We start from the raw sequence: 20,030 nt of genomic DNA, 5'->3' as shown, positions 1-20,030 counted from the left end.
AGTTCACAAGCACCTATTCATTCGGAGATTAGTAGTTTATGATTACTGAACTGAAATTTTGCTATAAAAGCTACTCTGTCGTAGGCAAGCTAAATCGTAGAACGTGCCATTCCTTAAACATGCCAAAAGCCCTTCTTGCCCATTTCGATCGCTTATGCTAACTGTAAGCATTCACGATTCAACTCATCTCCACTATCTCATTAACAAAGGATGCTCACTATGGAAAAGAAAATGATACAGCTCATGGGAACGGTTATTACGATGGCCGTTCATCATCAGAATGCAGCGGCGCTCTTGGCGGATGCGGAGCAGCAGCTGATTGACTACGAGCAGCGCTTCAGTGCGAATAATCCGAGCTCGGCGCTCATGCAGATTAATAACCAAGCCGGGAAGAGTCCCGTAATTGTAGATACGGATCTGTTCGAGCTGATTGCAATCGGGAAGAGGGAGAGTCTCGTAGCAGACAGTCTGCTGAACATCGCGATTGGTCCCTTAGTCAAGGCGTGGAAGATCGGGTTTGCAGGGGCGCAGCATCCTCCGGAAGCGGTCATTGCGGAGTGTCGGCAGCTTATCGATCCCCATCATATTCAATTGGATGAGGAACGGAAGACTGTTTTCCTGGAAAAGGAAAGGATGGAGGTTGATCTGGGTGCGCTGGCCAAAGGGTACTTTGCAGATCGAATTGTGGAGGTGTTCAAGCGTCAGGGGGCGAGCGCAGGGTTCATCGATCTAGGTGGGAATGTGCTGACTTTTGGTGAGAACCCGGCGTCTGAAGACGGGTTATGGCGGGTCGGGATTCAGAATCCACAGCTACCGCGAGGAAATTATGCGTTGGTCTTGAAATTGAAGAACCAATCCATTGTGACTTCTGGCGTGTATGAGCGGAAGTTGGAGGTTGCGGGCCGGAAGTACCATCATATTTTTGACGGACAAACGGGGTACCCGGTACGGAGCGATGTAGCAAGCTTGACAATTGTATCGGAGCAGTCATTGGAGGGAGAGATTGGGTCTACCCGTCTATTTGGCAAGCGTGCGGCCGAGATCATTCGTACGCTGAATTCGACCGCTGAGATTGAGGGTATCGTGATCACGGAACATAACGAGCTGGCTGTTACGGATGCTCTGCGTGCATACATGGAACATCTGTAGTAAAGAGTGCGATCAAATCTTGTTCCACCGAAGATAGAGGTTTGTTTTTGGAATAGGCAATAAAATAATCGAGCGACAACAAATCCAGTGATAAGGGCAACAAGCGGTAGCCCTGAGGGACTTCCGACATGCAGATACTATAGGGGACGAATGCGATACCAACGCCTTTCTTGGCTAACTCCAGCGTGGTAAAAATATTCGTGCTTTCTAGTATAATAGTTGGCTTGATCTTAAACTTCTGAAATAGGTGATCAAGCTGCCGGCGAATCGAAGAACCTTTTTTAGTCAGCACAAGGGGACTTTGCAGTAGCAGCTTCAGATTGGCATGGCTCTCCTCTAACGTCTTCGGATTAATGTCATACAACGGGGAGTCCTCTGTCACCACCGCATAGTAACCGTGAGGCCCCCATGAGACAACATTCAGATTGGGCGAGAGGGTCTCTGGATTTTGTCCGATAAAAAAATCCAGTTCATGGTTCAACACGCGGATTTCATTGACCTCGGAGTAATCCTCTTGAATCTCGATCTTAATAGACGGGTAATTTTTCATGAAATCGGGCAAAAACAAAGGCAATAAATACGAACCTAAGCTGGACAAGATACCGAGCTTGATCGTCTGGGTGTCTCTTATGGAATAGTGAGCGATTCGTTTGTGGAATTGTTCCTGTGCCATTTCGAGGGACATCAGATACTGATAGTACAGCTTGCCTGCCTCAGTTAGTTGCAAGGGAGAGGTCTGTCGATTCAAAATTTCTGTGCCGATTTCATGCTCGATTCGCTTGATAAGCTGCGTGAGGTAAGGTTGCGAAACATACAGGTCCTTGGCGGCCTTAGTATAGCTTCCGTGCTTGAGAATCGCGTCAAGATAATGAAGGATATTGGAAGAATCAATCGTAGTCATAAGGATCACCTGCTCTCATTAAAGATGGTATAAGAGAACTGTTATAGAACGATAAGAAAATGGATATTTCACAAATGTATTTTTTCATACTAAAATTTATTTGTAAAGGTAAGTGACCAAGTCAAAAGGAATTCGTAGAAATTCGTTTTATATTGTGCAATTATTCACAAAGTAAGAGAGGAAGAAAATTATGAAACTAATCGGTATTGTCGGAACGAACTCGAATACTTCGACGAATCGCAAGCTGTTGCAATTTATGCGTAAGCATTTTTCCAGCCAGGCGGAGATTGAGATCTGCGAGATTAAGCACCTCCCTGCTTTTGATGAACCGGAAGATCGTCAGGCGCCCACTGAAGTACAAGCCTTATGCGAGCAGATTGCGGCAGCGGATGGCGTTATTATCTCGACCCCGGAATACGATCATACCATCCCAGCGGCGCTCAAGAGCGCCATGGAATGGATCTCGTATACCACCCGTCCTTTGATTAATAAACCAATTCTGATCGTGGGTGCTTCCCACGGTTTGCTTGGTACATCTCGCGCCCAGATGCATCTACGTCAGATTCTGGATGCTCCAGAGCTTAAGGCTCGCGTTCTGCCGAGCTCGGAATTTTTGTTGGGACATTCACTTGCCGCTTTTGACGAGTCAGGTGATCTGGTCTACGCAAATAAGGTTCAGGAGCTGGAGGAGATCTTCGAAGAGTTCCAATTGTTCGTGAAGATTAACCAACAGTTGGTTAAAGAGAACCACTTCAAGACAGAGCAAAGCAAAGCATTTAGCTGGGAATCGGCAATCTGGGGAGGCGAACGGGCATGAAATTTGTCGGAATTGTAGGAACCAACGCGTCGAAGTCTTATAATCGGAAGCTACTGGAATTTATGAAGTCTCATTTTAGCGAAAAAGTGGACATTGAAATTCTGGAACTGAAGGGTGTCCCGATGTTTAATGAGTCGGACGATCAATCGCAGAGTCCGATTATTCAGAACTTTAATACGAAGATTACGGAAGCGGATGGCGTCATTATCGCTACACCGGAGCATAATCACTCGGTCCCCTCCGCGCTGAAAAGTATTCTGGAATGGTTGTCTTGGAATCTTCACCCGTTCGATGGCAAACCGGTCATGGTTGTCGGCGCGGCGTATGATGTGCAGGGGTCCTCCCGTGCACAACTACATCTGCGTCAGATTCTAGATGCACCCGGTGTCAATGCTAGCGTGATGCCTGGCTCGGAGTTCCTGTTGGGCCGTGCGAATGAAGCCTTTGATGAAGCGGGGAAGATCAAGTCGGAGCGGACGGTTGATTTCTTGGAGAGCTGCTTCCATCGCTTTATGCGTTTTGCCAAAATCGCTAATCTGCTGAATGTCCCTGAAGACGTTAGCTTTGAACCGGGAACCTATGAGGTAAAGGCGGTCGGACACAACGGTGATCTGCCGATGATCGTTGAGATGAGTTCGACTCGTATAGAGAAGATCGACATCGATACAGCGGGCGAATCACAGGGGATTGCGGATGTGGTATTTACCCGGATTCCGAGTCAGATCATCGAAGGACAGACGCTGAACGTGGATATTTTGTCCGGCGCATCTGTCACTAGCAATGGGGTCATCGACGGAGTAGCGAAGGCGGTCAAGATGGCAGGCGCCAACCCGGATGTATTAAAAAAACGGCCAAAAGCCCAGAGTGCGATCAATCACGGCGACGAAGAGTATACAGCGGACGTTGTGGTCGTTGGTGCGGGTGGTGCGGGACTCGCAGCAGCAGCCAGCGTGCTTCAGCAGGGAAAGAAGGTTATCATCGTGGAGAAGTTCCCAGCCATAGGTGGTAATACGGTACGAACAGGTGGTCCAATGAACGCTGCCGATCCAGAGTGGCAACGTAAATTTGCGGCGATTCCGGGTGAAGGTCATACGATTGAAGAGCTGGCAGCAACCCCGGAAGAACAGGTAGATGCCGAATATCTGGCGGACTTCCGTATCTTCAAACATCAGGTGGCTGATTATCTCCGCGATACGAAAGAGGGCAAAGAATTCTTGTTCGACTCCGCGATCTTCCACCGGATGCAGACCTATTTCGGCGGCAAACGCAGCGACCTTCAGGGGTATTCCATTTACGGGCAATATGATCTGGTTAAGGTATTAACCGATCAGGCGCTAGCCTCCGTTAAATGGTTGGAGGAACTGGGTGTCGAATTTGACTATAACGAAGTGACCATGCCGGTAGGAGCGTTGTGGCGCCGTGGACATAAACCAGTGAAGCATGAAGGCTATGCCTTCGTAGCGGCTTTAGAGCAATTTGTCCGTGCACAGGGTGGTCAGATCCTCACCGATACTCCGGTGAAGCGACTGATTATCGAAGCAGACGGCCGAGTTAGCGGCGTAATTGGTACCGGAGTAGCCGGGCAAACGGTAACGGTTCATGCGCCGGCCGTGGTGCTGGCTTCCGGTGGCTTTGGGGCCAATACGCAGATGCTGAAGCAGTACAATACGTACTGGAGCGAGATCGATGACGACATCAAGACCTCGAATTCTCCGGCGATTACCGGCGATGGTATTCTGCTGGGACAAAGTGCGGGCGCTGATCTGGTCGGCATGGGCTTCTCGCAGATGATGCCAGTGTCCGATCCGCAGACGGGCGCCTTGTTTAGCGGGTTGCAAGTGCCGCCTCAGAACTTTGTCATGGTCAATCAGCAGGGCAAACGTTTCGTCAACGAATATGGTAGCCGCGATCAGTTGTCGATAGCAGCAATCAATAACGGAGGCCTGTTCTATCTGATTGCGGATGACAAGATCAAGGAGACGGCCTATAACACAAATCAAGCGAAGATCGATAAGCAGGTGGAGCGAGGCACGCTATTCAGAGCGGACACACTGGAGGAACTGGCCCAGCAAATTCATATCGATCCGACTACGCTAGTGGATACGATCGCGATGTACAACTCTTACGTTGATCAGGGACATGATCCGGAATTTGGTAAAAATGCGTTCGATCTTAAGGTTGCAGTGGCTCCGTTCTATGCGACACCTCGTAAGCCAGCTGTTCACCATACGATGGGCGGACTCAAGATTGATACACAGACGCATGTTCTTCGCGAATCTGGCCAGATCATCCCGGGGTTGTACGCAGCCGGTGAGGTGGCAGGCGGTATCCATGCCGGTAACCGTCTGGGTGGTAACTCGCTCACCGACATTTTCACATTCGGTCGAATTGCCGGACGGACAGCTGTTAAGGAGCAGGCTGTTTTGTCGAAGTTATGAAATAAGTCTTTAGATCACATCTCTCTTTAAGCAGTGGAGCTGACTCATAAGTAGACTTACTACGAAGATAACAGCTCATCTTGATTCTAAATGTTGTTAAAAAGGCAGCGATTCTCTTGTTATTGGAGGATCGCTGCCTTGCGTTTTTGGTCCGCTGCGGCTTGCTTCAACACATTGTGGGCGAGCGAAAGCCCCTGACCTCAAGTGTCACTTTGTACAGCCCTCGAAGCAGAAAACGCCGGAATCCCCGGTTATTTTTCAGTTGCCCAAACACACTTTTTGGCTCAATCATTCGGCGGACGGCTAAGGTATACCCTTCCTCGCTTCGAAGCAGTTCCCGTGCCTGATGTTGGTATCTTAGTCGTTCCAGACTAACGACCACCTCTCGGTTTCCTTTTTATATTCGATAAACAGAATGTCTCTTTTTTTCGATAAAATTAAAGAATAAAATCAAAGGCTGGTGGTCTTCCTCAGCCCGATACGACTTTATTGGCAGATGAAATTCAGGCTAAATGCAGTTGATTTACTTGTTAAATAGATGTAAAATCAAAAAGTAGCAATATATGGGAATAAAATGCTTTTTATTCTAGCGGTTTCCAAGCATTGAAGAGCGGGAGGGCTGTATTTCGCAAAACCGTTGGTCAACACTACGGGACGATTTTTTATGAAAATGGGGGATATTATGAGTAATGTAAAAAAAGAAAAAGTTATATTACAAGTTAAGTATCCAATCATTACATCTTATACGTCCGATGCACACATGCTGGCAATACTCAGTAATTATTCATATACGGAAGGGTGGATATTTAATAATTTCGTTAATTTATGGGGAGAAGAGCCTTCATATGATAATCATTTTTCAATGTTAAGATTTCACTCTTGGTCAATTAGAAGAGTGTGTCCTTATTTTAAAATAAATTATTTTGACAAGGCTTTTTTTGATTCAGATATAGTTGAATTTATTATTTCAAAAATTGATTCAGGTCATTATGTTACTATAAAATATGATCAATATTATATTCCAAATTCAATAAACTATAATGAGTACCATTCTGAACATGAAATGTTGATTTATGGTTATGATCGGTTAAAGGAGATGTTTTTGGTTGCAGATTTCTTCAAAGATGGCAAATATTCATTTGAAACTACACCATTTAACTGTGTTGAAAGTGCAATAGTAAGTGTATTAGATTTAGAAATATTCTCATGTAATGAATTAGAATTCTACGACGCAAATTATAAATTTAATAATTATTTTTTGTATAATTCACTAAATAACTTTCTATATTCTCTAAATACAGCGGCAGAAGGCGAAAATGTCATTATTGCGGATTATGAATTAGAACCAATACAACAAGGTCGGTATATATTTGGTATCAAAACTTACGGCCTATTGAAGCAAACATTATCGAAAGTATTGCATAATGAAATGGAATTCAATGACATTAGGCCATTGCATGTAATCTCTGATCATAAGCTAATGATGTGTGAACGTTTAAAGTATTTAGCAAATGCAGGTGTAATAGAAGCTAATGATTATATTATAGATGAATATTTGACCATAAAGAATATAAGCTTAACTAATCGAAATCTTTATTTGAAATTTTTGATTACAAAGGAAAACAGTCTAATAAATAAAATTATTAATAATTTAGATAAAATGGAGTCATTGGAGAGTAAAGCAGTAACTTATCTTGTCAATAAATTATCCGTTAACACGAGGGTTGGCATCAGTAGGTACTGAGACCAATTTAATTTGTCTTGTCGAGGAGTTTTGCAAAGAGACATCCCTCCACGATCCGATCGGAACGGATAAGTAAGGCAATGAAATCACCCTGATCGATGAGGGCTAAAAGTTCCGTATATGTTTTTTTATGACTTATTGAGTCAAAAGATTAGCTTATCTTACAAAAATATTGTTTTTTTGTAATTAAACGACTATAATTATATATAGTTGGTTTAAAGCCCATGCTTTTCAACTTACATATACTCTATATAATAGGTCGTTATGTTAAATTATTTCTTTTTTATTTTCTAATAGGAATCCTACAAGAATCTGTAATAATCTAATTGTTGTTTCGGCACATTAGAGGACACAGAGAACATAGTAACTTTATGGATGTAATCTAACAAGATACGTCGTTGGCGAAGCCTGCTCATATTATTGAATATCATAGTTACGATAGTCCTCCTTGTATAACTTGGAGGACTATTCTATTTTAAGTCTGGGCAATATTTCGACTGTTTGTTTTTGAAAGCGTTATCTAAATATTCATCCTCATCACAACATGAGATGAATTTTAATTGTATTTGCATATATTAGAGGAGGATTTATAACAATGATAGACTGTCTATTGATAGGACACAATGAATTTTCGTTCTCCGAATATGAGAAAATGGTAGGGGCGATGGGAAAAGCTCTCCCGGCCTACCGGGATTTGAACTACAATTTTTGGGAATATAAAAACCAATATTATACCGCATCAGATGTATTCAATAAATTTGTATACGGAAATCCTCATTTAAATAATGAAATGGGCAGTTTTTCAATAGGGAATTATTTTAATGCAGCTGTTGCTTACCTGGGGACATTTCTGGACCGGCGAGGCCACAGCTTTGATTATGTAGTAGCTTATCAGGATGAAAAAGAGCAGCTTGCTCAAAAGCTGCTTGCAGGGAATATAAGGGTCATTGCAATCCTCACTACCCTATATGTATCTGTTCAACCGGTGCTTGAAATTATATCCTTTATAAAAAAGTATAATGCGGATGTTAAAATCGTGCTGGGTGGTCCGTTTATTGCTTCTCAAATGAAAACTACAATGGATGGGGATTCCCTGCAGTACTTCTTAAAATCTGTCGATGCAGATTTTTATGTGAACAGTTCGCAAGGAGAAGCTGCATTGGAGAAGATAATAAACAATATGAAAAATGGCCTCGGTTATGATGATATCGATAATCTGTTTTATCGGAACGGGAGCCGTTATATTCGAACACAAATTAATCCTGAGGACAACAAACTGGATGAGAACATGGTGAAATGGCAGTTATTTGGCGACAGAATCGGAACGTTTGCGTCTCTCAGAACCTCCATATCCTGTCCTTTTTCATGTAATTTTTGCGCTTTTCCAAAGCAGGCGGGGAAATATCAGACTGTCGGAATTGAATGTGTGGAACGTGAATTAGATGCTTTGCAGGCCTTAGGGAAAGTGAAGAGCATTAATTTCATTGACGACACACTTAATGTGCCTCCGGCAAGATTTAAAGAAATGCTGAAAATGATGATTAAAAATAAATATGATTTCAAGTGGAATTCACATTACCGCTGCCAGTTCGCTGACCGGGAAACGGTAGCTTTAATGAAGGAGAGCGGTTGCGAAGGAGTATTTCTGGGCATTGAATCCGGAAGCCAGCAGATCCTGAAAAATATGAATAAATCAGCAACCATAGAGAAGTACAAAGAGGGGATTCAACTATTAAAAGAGTACGGAATTATTACCTATGCATCGTTTATTATCGGGTATCCAGGAGAAACCCGAGAAACGGTGCAGGAAACATTCGACTTCATTGACCGGTACAAACCGGATTTTTTCCGGACGCAACTTTGGTATTGTGACCCTACTACACCAATCTGGGCCAAAAGAGAACAGTACGGTATAGAAGGGTCTCAATTTAAATGGTCACATGATACAATGGACGCCCAAACTGCATGTAACATCATAGAAGAGTACTTTATGACACATCAGAGCTCTGTCTGGGTACCACAATATAATTTTGAATTCTCAGCAATATTTAATTTGCTGCACAGAGGGATGGACATTGATCAAGTGAAAACGTTTATGGTGCTGTTCAACAAAGGCATAAAGGAAAAATTGGAGCATCCTGAATATCCGGAAGTCAGTGAGGATCTGGCTGCAGAAATGGAATTTATGATGTATAAGAATGAGGGCTACGTGCCCAGAGACAATGCAATGAATGTATTGGAACAAGAAGTGGAATTTGATTTTTAGGAGGAATTAGAGAAATGAGTCAGCTTGAAGATAAGGTTCGTTTATCCGGCAGTAAATTTCAAAGACAGAAATCCTATTGGACCTCCGCACTTGCCGATATGCCTTTGGATGAATCCATTCTTTTGACAGATTATGAATATGTTGCTGAATATTCTACGGATACCATAAGTATGGATGTTCCATATGATTTGAAAGAAAAGTTGATTAAACTCAGCAAAAATTCGGATCTCGCCTTGTTTATTCTTTTGTTAAGCAATGTTTGTATCCTTGCCTCAAAATATACGGACAATGAAAAATCAGCGATAGCAATTCCCGTATACAATCATAATGATCATTTGAATATCCAGAACGAGCTATTGTTGTTGTGTGAATCTGTGGAGGGACACCTGACATTTAAAGAATTCCTAATGAATGTAAGGAAAAATGTATTAAGTGTATATGATAATCAGGAATATCCTCTTGGCAAAGTCTTGGAGAGCTTGGGACTGAGCCAGGAGGAGTGCAGTAATTCGTTTGATTTGTTGTGTGTGATGAGCAATATACATACGTCTAATAGCAATGCATCTCCCAAACAAGTGGTGTTCACCTTTGAAAAAACGGAAACTGCTCTTTATATTCATATTAAGTATAATCCGTTGCTGTACACAAGAAATACGATCGAGCTCTTACAGGAGCGCTACCTCCTGGTGCTGACACAGGTTTTTGCCAACCCTAATCTGACTTTAGAAGAAGTTTCTATTCTTACTGCCGAGGAAGAACAGCTTCTGCTTAGCTTTCATGGCGAGGCATTGGTTTACCCGGCAGATGAAACTATCTGCTCTCTGTTTGAACAACAAGTTCAGAAAACACCTCATCAATATGCGGTTGCTGCTAACGGGGAATATCTAACCTACATGATGTTGAATGAACGGGCTAACCGCTTGGCTGCCACCCTTATTGCGAAGGGCGTATCCTCCAATAATGTTGTAGGTATTCTCAGCAATTCCCGTCTTGAAATGGTCGTGGGAATGCTGGGGATATTAAAGGCAGGGGGCGCTTATCTTCCCATTGACCCCAAATATCCTGAAGAGCGTATTCTATATATGCTGGAGGAGAGCAAAGCCAATGTGCTCGTAACCCTGACTTGCTTTGAAGATAGAGCAAATTCCTATGAGGGAATAAGGCTGCTGCTGGATAAAGAGGAAACCTATTCTCCATCTGTCAGCAATCCGGATTTAAAGATCGGCCCGGATGATTTGGCTTACATTATGTTCACATCCGGTACATCCGGCAATCCCAAAGGAGTTATGGTTCAACATATCAATGTTATTCACATTACTTCATGGTTCCACCATGCTTATGATTTGACCAGAAACAAGAATATTATCCAATTTACCAGCTACAATTTCGATCCCAGTGTGGAGCAAATTTTCGGAGCTTTGCTGCACGGTGCTACTGTTCACTGTGCAGATGAAGAGATGAAGCTGAACAGGAAGAAATTAACCGATTACATTGGCAGACATCATATCAATCTGGTCAATTTTACACCTGCAACACTGCGTTTGCTGTTAATGGGAGAAGAGAAGATACCTTCACTGGAAGTCCTGATTTGCGGTGGTGAGGTTTTGGATAATGATTTGAAAAATGATATTTTAAAGCAAGGATATAGCCTCTACAATCACTATGGACCTACCGAAACTACTGTCGATGCTCTCGTAAGCCAATGTTCCCTGAACGAGAGTGTAGTTTTGGGCAATCCAATAGCCAATACCAAAATCTATATTGTGAACCACAACAATCAGCCTCAGCCCATTGGTGTGAAGGGTGAATTATGCATAGCAGGTGCAGGCATTACCCGAGGATACCTGAACAATCCGGAGCTTACGGATGAGAAATTTGTAGCGAGTCCTTTTAATGGATATGAAAAGATGTACAAGACGGGGGATATGGCAAGGTGGCTCCCTGACGGTACAATTAGTTTTCTGGGCCGCAAAGATGATCAGGTTAAATTAAGGGGAAATCGTATTGAATTAGCGGAGATTGAAAAACAAATTGTAAAGCATGGAAATGTAAATCAATGTGTGGTTATCGTTAAGGAGAAAGAAGCTTGCGACCAATACATCTGTGCCTACCTTGTACTCAAAGATAAAACTATAGATTCGCTATCCGAAGTAAAACAAAAATTGAACGAGGTCCTTCCCTCCTATATGCTGCCGACTTATTATATGACTATTGACCAAATTCCTCTGAAAACAAGCGGAAAAGTGGATAAGCGCGCTTTACCGGAGGTCATAGAACTGCAATCTGCCTCCGAAGGCCCCCAAAATGAAACAGAAGAAAAGCTGTCTGAGATATGGAAGAATTTGCTGGGCGTGGACTATGTGGGAAGAAGCGATAATTTCTTTGATTTAGGGGGCCATTCCCTAAAAGCAACCCAATTAATCGCACGAATATATAAAGAATTTGAGTTTGAGCTATCCTTGACGGAAATATTTACAACTTCAACCATAAAAGAATTAGCTCAGCATATTCAAAGTAAAGGAAAAAGTGATTTTTTTGAAATAAGACAGCAAGCCGAAAGAGAGCAGTATCCGGCATCTCCTGCCCAGAAACGGTTATATTTTATACATCAAATTGAGGGCGCAGAGACAGCGTACAATCGGCCATGTACCTTCATTATTGAAGGCAATGTGGATGTGCTCAAAATGGAACAAGCTTTTGGAGAGCTGATTCACCGGCACGAAGCATTCCGGACTACCTATGCAATAGCAAACGGTGAAGTTATGCAAGTGATTCAAAAGCATGTTCCGTTTGAAATGGAATATGAGCAGTCAGCAGCAGGCAATTGCCAGCAAGCGATCGCTTCTTTTATCAGACCGTTTGACCTCGGGAAGGCGCCATTATGCCGGCTGAAATTGGTGAGGATGGAGAATAACAAGCATTTATTCTTATTTGATACCCATCATATTACCTCTGACGGTACATCAATGGATATTATTGTGAGAGAATTTATGGAGTTATATAAAGGTAACCCCCTACCTGAAATTAAAATTCAATATAAGGACTATGCTGTATGGAAGAATGAAAACCGTCATGATTCTGAACGGATGGACCGGCAAAAACAATACTGGATGGAGCAATTTTCAGGTGAAATCCCGGTGCTGCAGCTGCCAATTGATTATCCGCGCCCTTTTGTGCAAAGCTTTGAAGGAGACATGCTGCACTTTGAGCTTAACGATCCAGTAATGATACCATTGCGCAAAATAGCCTCCGAATCGGGCGTTACTTTAAATATGCTGCTGCTTGCTATTTATAATATACTTTTATCCAAATACTCAGGACAGCAGGATATTATTGTCGGGATGCCTTCAGCCGGGCGTCAGCATCCTGACCTTGAACATATCGTGGGAATGTTTGTGAATACGGTAGCTGTACGTAATTATCTCGATATGGAGCAAAGCTTTACAGATTTTCTGGCGGTTGTTAAAGAGAATGCCCTAAATGCATTTGAAAATGAAGATTACCAATTTGAAGAGCTGCTCAATGCCATTCAACTGGAACGGGATCTTAGCAGGAACCCTTTATTTGACACAATGTTTGTCATTCAAAATGCAAGCGGCAAGGACAGTATTCTAAATAATACTGCGAATGAGCCCTTCATCATTGATAATTTGACATTTACGCCATATACTCCGGGATATGGTCCGGCTCATTTTGATATTTTCCTTGAGGGCTTTGAAGCTGGAGACACATTGAGATTCAATTTACATTACTGTTCACGCTTGTTTAAGAAGCAGACCATGGAAGCGATGATCGGACATTTTATTAATATTATTCAAAGGATTATCGAGGGGACAAATGTAAAGCTAAAAGATATCCGGCTGATATCCCCGGAGGAAGAAAAGTATATTCTCCGTCACTATAATCCGGCTTCCAAACCTTATCCTACGCATAAAACGATACATGAGCTGTTCGAGGAGCAGGCCGCAAAAACTCCTAATCAGACTGCTATAATCTGTTATGGAGAGAGACTGACTTATGATGAATTGAACAAGCAAAGCAATAAGCTGGCAAGAGCGCTTAGGAATAGAGGAATTGGTGCGGACAGTGTAGTTGGCGTCAAGCTGGAACGCTCATTTGCATTGATTATTGGAATCCTCGGAGTATTGAAAGCGGGTGCGGCCTATCTGCCTCTGGATGTGAATTGTCCTGCAGAACGTTTATCCTATATTATCAATGACGCCAATATCAGCTGGATTCTGACTGCAGCTTCAGAAGGAGCAGGTGTACCTGCGGAAATGATGCTCAGCCTGGAACAATTGGAACCGGAGCTGGTTCATGAAGACGCGGGAAACCTGGGAATATGTAATACCTCGAACGATCTGCTGTATGTTATTTATACATCCGGATCAACAGGGAAGCCCAAGGGAATTATGTTTGAGCACAAAAATATGGTGAATCTGATTTGCTTTGAATATGAGAGCGTTAATTTCGCTGCTTCAGTTCTGCTGTTTAACGCAACAACATTTGATATGTCCCCTAATGAAATATTCTCGACCTTGTTGGCTGGAGGGACACTTCATGTTATACATGAAGAAATGAAGAGGGATGTCGAGGGCTTATTCAGATATGTAACCGATGTGAATGTTGAAGTGGCAATCTTTCCAACCGCTTATTTGAAATTCATCACTAGTGAGGAACAACTGGCCCGGCAGATACCGTCCAATATAAGGCATATCCTTACAGCCGGTGAGCAGCTGGTTATCAATGATCAGCTGAGAATGTATCTTAAGGAAAATGGAACCCATCTTCACAATCAATACGGTCCTACCGAAACCCATGTGGTGACTGAGCTTATTATGAAGCCCGGTGATGTCATTGCAGATGTCCCTTCCATAGGCAAACCTGTAACCAATAACGATATTTATGTCTTGGACGCTTATGGTAATCTTCAACCTATTGGGATCGCGGGTGAACTGTGTGTCGCAGGAGACAATGTTGCACGTGGGTATATGAATAAGCCTGAACTGAGCGCGGTAAAGTTTACTTCAGATCCTTATATAGCAGGCAGAAGAATGTACAGAACCGGTGATCAGGTGAAGTGGCTCCCTGATGGCAATCTTGCGTTTGTCGGCCGGAAGGACTTCCAGATTAAGATCAGGGGATTCCGTGTCGAACCGGATGAGATAGAGAGTGTCCTGCTAAAGCATCCGGATATTAAAGAAGCGGTTGTAATTGCTAAAACTGATTCAAAGGGCTCCAATTATCTCTTGGCATATCTAACGTCAAAAGCCGTGACTGCAGTTTCCGAATTACGGAGATTTCTGGAGGAAGCAGTACCTGATTACATGATCCCTTCAAAATTCGTGTTTATTGATCAATTTCCGCTTACGACAAGCGGAAAAATAGACCGAATACAGTTAAAGAGCAGGGAAGAGGCGGCACCTGTCAAGGCGAATTTGCCTCCACAATCCGGCATAGAGATTAAATTGGCATCAATTTGGAAGCAGATCCTGGAAGTAGATCAAGTCAGTACAGAGGATCATTTCTTTGAAGAGGGTGGTCATTCATTAAAAGCTATACAGATGGTGTTGCAGGTAGAGCGGGAATTTAATGTCCAATTGAAGGTAAGCCATATCTTCAGATTTCCTGTATTTAAAGCTCTGGCTGCCTGTATTGGGAGTCTTCCCGGAAATCGTGCAGCGGAAATTCCGGCACTAGAGGCAAGAGGAACTTACGATACCTCTTTTGCCCAGAGAAGAATGTACATTTTGAACAAGATGGAGAGCAATAGTACCGCCTATAATCTAACCTCTGTATTTTATGTGGAAGGAATTATTTCCAAGGAGAAGATTGGGCAAGCCGTCAGCCAATTAATTATGAGACATGAACCGCTGCGGACCTGTTTTGAAATACTCAATGGTGAGGTAGTGCAAAGAATTGTTCCTGCGGTAAATGCTGAGATGGAATTTATGAGTTGTGCCGATTGCGATATCAGTTCTGTTCTGAATACATGGGTCAGACCATTTGATCTGGGGCAGGCGCCACTTTTCAGAAGTGCGGTGGTTTCAACAAATGAATCTTCCCACTACTTGTTATTTGATATGCATCATATTGCTGCAGATGGATTATCGATGGTTATCCTGCTGAAGGAATTTATGGAGATTTACAATGACAAGTCTCTTGAGCCCTTAAGCCTGCAATATAAGGATATTGCAGCTTGGCAGATCGCGAATTTACAGTTGCCGCCAATGCTGGAGGCACAGAATTTCTGGATGAACAGTCTAAAAGGAAATTTGCCGGCATTGAATCTGCCAACGGATTATTTACGTCCTGTGAAGAAAAGCTATGAGGGGGATTTCATAGAAATAACGGTTGAAAAGGATTTGTACCGCAGATTGCAGCATGTAAATCAGGCATCCGGTTCTACACTCTTCATGTTGCTGCTCGCTGCTTACAATGTGCTGCTGTATAAATACACTGCTCAAAATGATATTTTGATTGGCAGCCCGGTTGCAGGCAGAACCCGTAAAGAAGAGGAGCATTCAGTGGGAATGTTTGTGAACACTGTGGTTATGCGTAATCCTTTGCAGGGAGAACAAACCTTTAATTCCTTTTTGAGTGAGGTCAGGGACAACAGCTTGCGGGTTATTGAGAATCAGAGCTATCCGTTTGATAAGCTTATTGATGAACTGGGAATTCCCAGAGATATGGGCCGGAATCCTGTATTTGACACAATGTTTTCGATGAATAACATCAGTTTCTCGAAGTTGGTCATCGGAGGGCTTGAAGCGCAGCCTGTTGAATTGACAAACAAGACATCCAAATTTGATATTTCAGTCAGTGCCACTGAACTAGAGGAGGAAATGGTCCTTTCATTTGAATACTGTACTAAGCTGTTTACAGAACAAACGATACAAAGAATGGCAAATCATTATATCAACATCCTGGATTCTATTACCCGTGATTCCTCCAAAACGATCAATAGCATAAATATACTATCGATTCCTGAACAGAAAGAACTATTGGAGAAGTTCAACGAAACGGCGCTGCCTTTTAGAGAAGAGTATACTTTGCAGGCATTATTCGAAGAGAGGGTGGGGATTTGTCCTGACCGTACTGCTCTGGTATATGAGGATAACGAGATAACCTATAGGGACTTGAATCATAAAGCCAATAAGGTGGCTTCGGTGCTGCGAAGCAAAGGAGTGGGTCCCGATATTACGGTGGGAGTTATGATGAAGTCTTCACCGGAACTGTTTATTGCCATCCTGGGCATACTCAAAGCCGGAGGGGCTTTCCTTCCAATGGATTGTAATTATCCTAAAGAGCGGCTAATGTACATTCTGGAGAACAGCAATAGCAGATTGGTGCTGTCGGACGAAGGTGCCCAAGCATCGGAGAACCTCCAACAGCTTGAAGTGATGAAGATTGACGAAATTCTTAGTGGAAAGGCCGAGTCTTCTAATCCGGAACATATTAATACGGCCAATGACCTTGCTTATATTATTTATACTTCCGGTACTACGGGTAACCCCAAGGGAGTAGCGATAGAGCATCGTTCTGTAAATAATTGCTTAACAGAAATAGCTCGCGCTACGAAATTTGGTGAAGGTAAGAGTATTCTGGCCTTGACGAGCGCATCCTTTGACGTGTTTGTTATGCAGTCCCTGCTGCCTCTGATTACAGGCATGAAGATCGTGGTGCCTACTGAGAGCGATAAAGCAGATACCTTGCGGATTCGCCAAATTATTGAAAAACAAGGGATTGATATGCTAAGTGCCACCCCTTCCAGAATGATTATGCTTGCAGGTGAAGGTGGGGATTTATCATGGATGAGCAGCTTGAAAGTATGCATGCTGGCAGGAGAAGCTTTCCCTGAGAGTCTGATGCAGACACTAGGGCGTATACCAAATTTGCAAGTCTATAATATGTACGGCCCTACTGAAACTACGATTATCAGTTCAATTAAACACCTATTACCTGATGCTCCTATAAATTTGGGGAAACCGATATCCAATACGACCATGTATATTCTTGATTCAGAACAACGGCTGCAGCCTATTGGGGTGGCAGGAGAGCTTTATATCGGAGGGGCCGGGCTTGCGAGAGGCTACTGGAATCAGCCGGAGCTTACCGCTGAGAAATTTATTCAGAACCCTTACCGGGAGGGAGAAAGAATCTACAGAACAGGCGATCTTGCCAAATGGACGCCAGAAGGAGAAGTCGAGTACCTGGGCAGGATAGACAACCAAGTGAAATTGCGGGGGTACCGGATCGAGCTGGAAGAGATCCAGAAGAATCTCGGCGAAGTGCCTGGAATCATGAATTGTATTGTAAGAATAATCGGGGAGGCTCCGGAATCCGCGTATCTAGCAGGTTATTATGAGGCTGCACATGAAATACCGGTTCCTGTAATCACCGCGCATCTTGCTGCAATTTTGCCCCATTATATGATACCGAGAGTTTACGTTTATTTAGAGCAGATGCCCTTGAACACCAATGCAAAAATTGACATCACGGCGTTGCCGGAGCCTCTTCTCTCTCACAGACAGCTCAACCCAGCAGCGCCTGTGAGCTATTCTCAGACAGAACAACAATTAATCGATATTTGGAAATCTGTATTGGGTTTAGATTATATAGATATTAATGACAACTTCTTTGAATTGGGTGGGAATTCCATTCAGGTTGTCAGAGTACATGCTATGGTGGAGAAGCTGTATCCTGACAAAGTTGAAATTGCGGACTTTTTTACCTATTCTTCTATAAGCGAGATGGCCGAGGCTATCGAGAGTTCTGATACAGCTTTGGGCCGTATTGAACTTCATATGGTTAATCTTCATGCAGATTTTAGAAGGACCGGCGGTAATGTGGACGCGCGTACGGGTTCAATTAAAATGGCAATGGCGGGTTTAGATGCTATTCTTACTGAACTGTCCAACAGGTATGGAACGAGTAAAGACCATATTCTACAGGGGCTGTTCATGTATCTGCTGCAAGAGTACTCTGCTGACCGGAGTATATCCATTCATTATGCATTGAATGACAACGGGGATGTTCTACCCCTGACGATTAATCCTTCAAGCATTGAATCAGTAGCCGATCTGTTTGGAACCATCTCCGAACAAGCAGTCCTTTTACCCAAACCTGCGGGCTTTAACCTTAATGAAGCCATGAGGCTTACACATGTCAAACAAGATGAGGCAGTAAGCTTGCTGTATTTAGGACATCGCCATTTTGGCGGCCAGTTGTCAGAGACATTTGACATTATACTCAAGACCGATGCCGGTCCGGAAATCAGTCATGTCATTTTTGAATATAATGCTGGCCGGCTGCAGACTGACTTTATGAAGGAAATGGGCAATCGCTTAATGAAAATGATTCAATCGGCACAGTGAGTCACCGTATGAAGGGAATTCTTCGTGGAAGAGTTTCCTTCTTTATTTATATCCAACTATAGAAAAGGAGCATTAATATGACGAGTGTTGCATTTATTTTTCCAGGACAAGGATCTCAGTATGTTGGGATGGGGGCTGAGCTGTGCGAGCATTCCCGGGTAGCTGCTGCCGTCTTTGAAGAAGCGAATGATGTTCTTGGATATGACATTTCAAAATTATGCTTTGACGGAAATATAGCCGAACTGACGAAGACCGAACATACACAACCGGCTATATTAACAGCCAGTGTAGCTGCAAACCGGGTATACGCCAGCGAGTTAGGACTGCAGCCTGGATTTTGTGCAGGTCACAGTTTAGGGGAATACTCAGCATTAGTCTGTTCTGGGGCTATTGCCTTTGCAGATGCTTTGAAAATGGTACGTAGACGAGGAATGTTGATGCAAGAAGCTGTTCCTCTGGATACAGGATCTATGGCAGCTATTACAGGAGTCAGTGAAGAGAGAATTAAGGAAGTTTGTGAGGACGTATCGACTCCGGAAAGCTATGCGGTAATTTCTAATTATAATACTCAAGAGCAGCTGGTTATTTCGGGTTATAAAGATGCAGTTCAGCGTGCTGGTGAAGCGTTAGCGAAGGATGGTGCGACGGTGATTCCGCTTAGAGTGAGTGCACCCTTCCATAGTCCGTTGATGAAGCAGGTTGCAGAGCTTTATAGAGAAGAGTTATTGCAATATCAGTTCCATGATTTAAACATCCCGGTAATATCCAATGTAACGGCTCTCCCATATCCGGGAAAAGACAGCATTATCGATTATTTGATCAAGCAGATTGAGAGTCCTGTCGCATGGAAGCCGTCTATACAATATTTGCTGCAACAAGGTGTAGATGCATTTATAGAGGTCGGGCCTAAGGATGTACTGGCAAAAATGGTGCGGGCGATCTCTTCCACTGCTTCCGTATATGCCTTTGATTTCAAAGAAGAGATGGAGCGATTTAATCAGACCCGTAAGATCGATGAAGACAACAAACTGAAATTGATGACAAGATGCCTTGCCATTGCAGTATGTACAAAAAACACCAACTGGAATGATGAAGAATATCGTAAAGGGGTTATTGAACCCTATCGGGGAATCCAAAAACTCGTTGAGGATTTAGAGAAGGAACATAAAGCACCAACACATAGTCAGATGGAACAAGCTTTAGACATGCTGAAATTAGTCTTCACCACTAAAGGTACTGCGCAGGCTGAACAGAAAAACAGATTTGAGCAGATTTTTAACGAGACTGGGCTTGAAGGGTTATTTCCAAATTTTAAACTTTTTGCATAACCAATCAATA

At 43.1% G+C, this 20,030-nt stretch carries 8 protein-coding genes and 1 pseudogene; 7 read left to right on the top strand and 2 right to left on the bottom strand.

Annotated features, from left to right (window positions below):
• The first annotated feature begins 219 nt into the window (after positions 1-219).
• A complete protein-coding gene (locus NSU18_RS12285; protein WP_341149146.1) occupies positions 220-1,149 on the top strand; it encodes an FAD:protein FMN transferase in 930 nt (309 codons plus the stop codon).
• Here NSU18_RS12285 and NSU18_RS12280 read toward each other — a convergent pair.
• Positions 1,112-2,050, bottom strand: coding sequence for a LysR family transcriptional regulator (locus NSU18_RS12280; RefSeq protein ID WP_341149145.1), 939 nt, complete (start codon positions 2,048-2,050; stop codon positions 1,112-1,114). The two genes, NSU18_RS12285 and NSU18_RS12280, sit on opposite strands and share 38 nt — an antisense overlap.
• Positions 2,051-2,240: 190 nt before the next feature.
• Here NSU18_RS12280 and NSU18_RS12275 point away from each other — a divergent pair, with 190 nt between their 5' ends.
• Together NSU18_RS12275 and NSU18_RS12270 are read left to right on the top strand one after the other, a co-directional pair.
• On the top strand, positions 2,241-2,867 hold the full coding sequence (locus NSU18_RS12275) for an NADPH-dependent FMN reductase (RefSeq protein ID WP_341149144.1): 627 nt from the start codon (positions 2,241-2,243) through the stop codon (positions 2,865-2,867).
• Positions 2,864-5,305, top strand: coding sequence for a flavocytochrome c (locus NSU18_RS12270; protein WP_341149143.1), 2,442 nt, complete (start codon positions 2,864-2,866; stop codon positions 5,303-5,305). Before NSU18_RS12275 ends, NSU18_RS12270 begins: the two co-directional genes overlap by 4 nt.
• Before the next feature lie 119 nt (positions 5,306-5,424).
• Here the strand turns inward: NSU18_RS12270 and NSU18_RS12265 are convergent.
• Positions 5,425-5,702, bottom strand: a pseudogene (locus NSU18_RS12265) (transposase); the annotation flags it as partial.
• 285 nt (positions 5,703-5,987) lie between these two features.
• On the opposite strand from NSU18_RS12265, the gene NSU18_RS12260 reads away from it, so the two are divergent.
• From NSU18_RS12260 to fabD, 4 genes are all read left to right on the top strand, one after another.
• Positions 5,988-7,049: a hypothetical protein gene (locus tag NSU18_RS12260; RefSeq protein ID WP_341149141.1), complete on the top strand. Its 1,062-nt coding sequence runs from the start codon at positions 5,988-5,990 to the stop codon at positions 7,047-7,049.
• Between the two features lie 595 nt (positions 7,050-7,644).
• Entirely contained in the window at positions 7,645-9,315 is a 1,671-nt protein-coding gene (locus NSU18_RS12255; RefSeq protein ID WP_341149140.1) for a PhpK family radical SAM P-methyltransferase, read from the top strand.
• A gap of 14 nt (positions 9,316-9,329) precedes the next feature.
• Entirely contained in the window at positions 9,330-18,692 is a 9,363-nt protein-coding gene (locus NSU18_RS12250) for a non-ribosomal peptide synthetase (RefSeq protein ID WP_341149139.1), read from the top strand.
• A 77-nt stretch (positions 18,693-18,769) separates the two neighbouring features.
• Positions 18,770-20,020 (top strand): ACP S-malonyltransferase, encoded by a 1,251-nt coding sequence (gene fabD, locus NSU18_RS12245; RefSeq protein WP_341149138.1) that lies wholly within the window; start codon positions 18,770-18,772, stop codon positions 20,018-20,020.
• Positions 20,021-20,030 lie beyond the last annotated feature (10 nt).

This window comes from Paenibacillus sp. FSL H8-0048 (assembly GCF_038002825.1).
GTDB lineage: Bacteria > Bacillota > Bacilli > Paenibacillales > Paenibacillaceae > Paenibacillus_AQ.
The sequence above is the reverse complement of the archived record's forward strand: the minus strand, read 5'-3'. Positions and strand labels throughout refer to the sequence as shown.